The organism is Rhizobium sp. YAF28 (genome assembly GCF_052113285.1).
GTDB lineage: Bacteria > Pseudomonadota > Alphaproteobacteria > Rhizobiales > Rhizobiaceae > Rhizobium.
The window spans coordinates 1-1,187 of record NZ_JBFRCX010000035.1 but is presented as its reverse complement, the minus strand read 5'-3'; the positions used below and the strand labels follow the sequence as shown (position 1 = coordinate 1,187).

Annotated in this window: 1 protein-coding gene; it reads right to left on the bottom strand. The window is 54.7% G+C overall.

Translation table 11 applies throughout. The annotated features are described in order from the left end of the window. Nucleotides 1-790: cache domain-containing protein (locus tag AB4Z13_RS32755; protein WP_442207772.1), on the bottom strand; the 790-nt coding region annotated here is incomplete at its 3' end. Between the last annotated feature and the right edge of the window lie 397 nt (nucleotides 791-1,187).

Below are 1,187 nucleotides of genomic sequence, written 5' to 3'. Positions count from 1 at the left end.
TCGCGTGACGTTCCCTGATCTTTTCCTGCAGCGACTGCGTCGCCTTCGCCATCATGCCGACTTCGTTGTTCATGCCGGTATGCGGGATCTTCAGGGAAACATCTTCCTCGGCAACCGCCTGCAGAGCGTTGTGCACGTCCTTCAGAGGGTTCGAAATACCGCGGATGACCAGATAGGCGGCGACAATGGCAAAGAAGAACAGGACGATGCTGCCAGACAGCGCGGACAGAATCTTGTCGTTCACCTGAGCATCGAGATCGTCCATGTAGACGCCGGTGACGACGACGACCTTCCAAGGATCGAAGGCCAGTGCATAGGCCGTCTTGCGATAATCGCCAACGGGCTGGCCCGGTTTGGCTGTGGAATAATATTCGACGAGACCACCGCCCTGCTGCCCGACCTTGACCAGCTCTTCGCGATAGAGCTTGCCCTTGCTGTCCGGTTGCCCCTTGTTGGTCTGGCCGATTTTCGAGGCGTCATAGTGGAACATCATCTGGATGTCGTAGCTATAGCCGAAGAAATAACCATCAGGGTCGTATTTCATGGCGTTGAGCGTGGTGTAGGCCTGCTTCTGGGCGTCTTCCAGCTTCATTTCGCCTGAAGTCACCTTTGCCTGATAGAGCTTGAGAACGGAGACCGCAGACTGGACCTCCGAACGCAGCATGTCATAGCGTTCCTTGTAGATCGCATTGACCGAGGAGCGGACCTGAAGGGTGGTTGCGATCGCAAACGCTACCATCAGGCCGATGACCAGCAAGATAAGCTGCTTCGATATTTTCAAATTTTTCATGATGCCTCGCAACGGGAATGAGTGGCTGCATTCCGGTGCGGTTTTCTACCGCCTGTGCGAGCGCGCCAGATAAAGGCAACGCATCTACCGCTGCTAAAGGAACATGCTGCGACCGGTTAGTTACGATTGGCATTCATCCTATAATAAAGCTTTAATTTTATTAGATTTTGGACAAAATTTCCCTACAAATCTGGGGGGCACCGAAAGCAAAACCGCCGGATCTTCATCCGGCGGCCGCTAATATTTTGGTGATGAAATTGCTTTTAGTCACCCCGGCTTATGCGGCGCGGCGACCCTGATGCATGGCAGGAGCTGCGGCAGCATTGCCGACGCGGAAGCCACGGATGAGACCGAGCAGTTCATCGGTGTCGGCAGCCAGCGTTTCGGCCGATGCCGT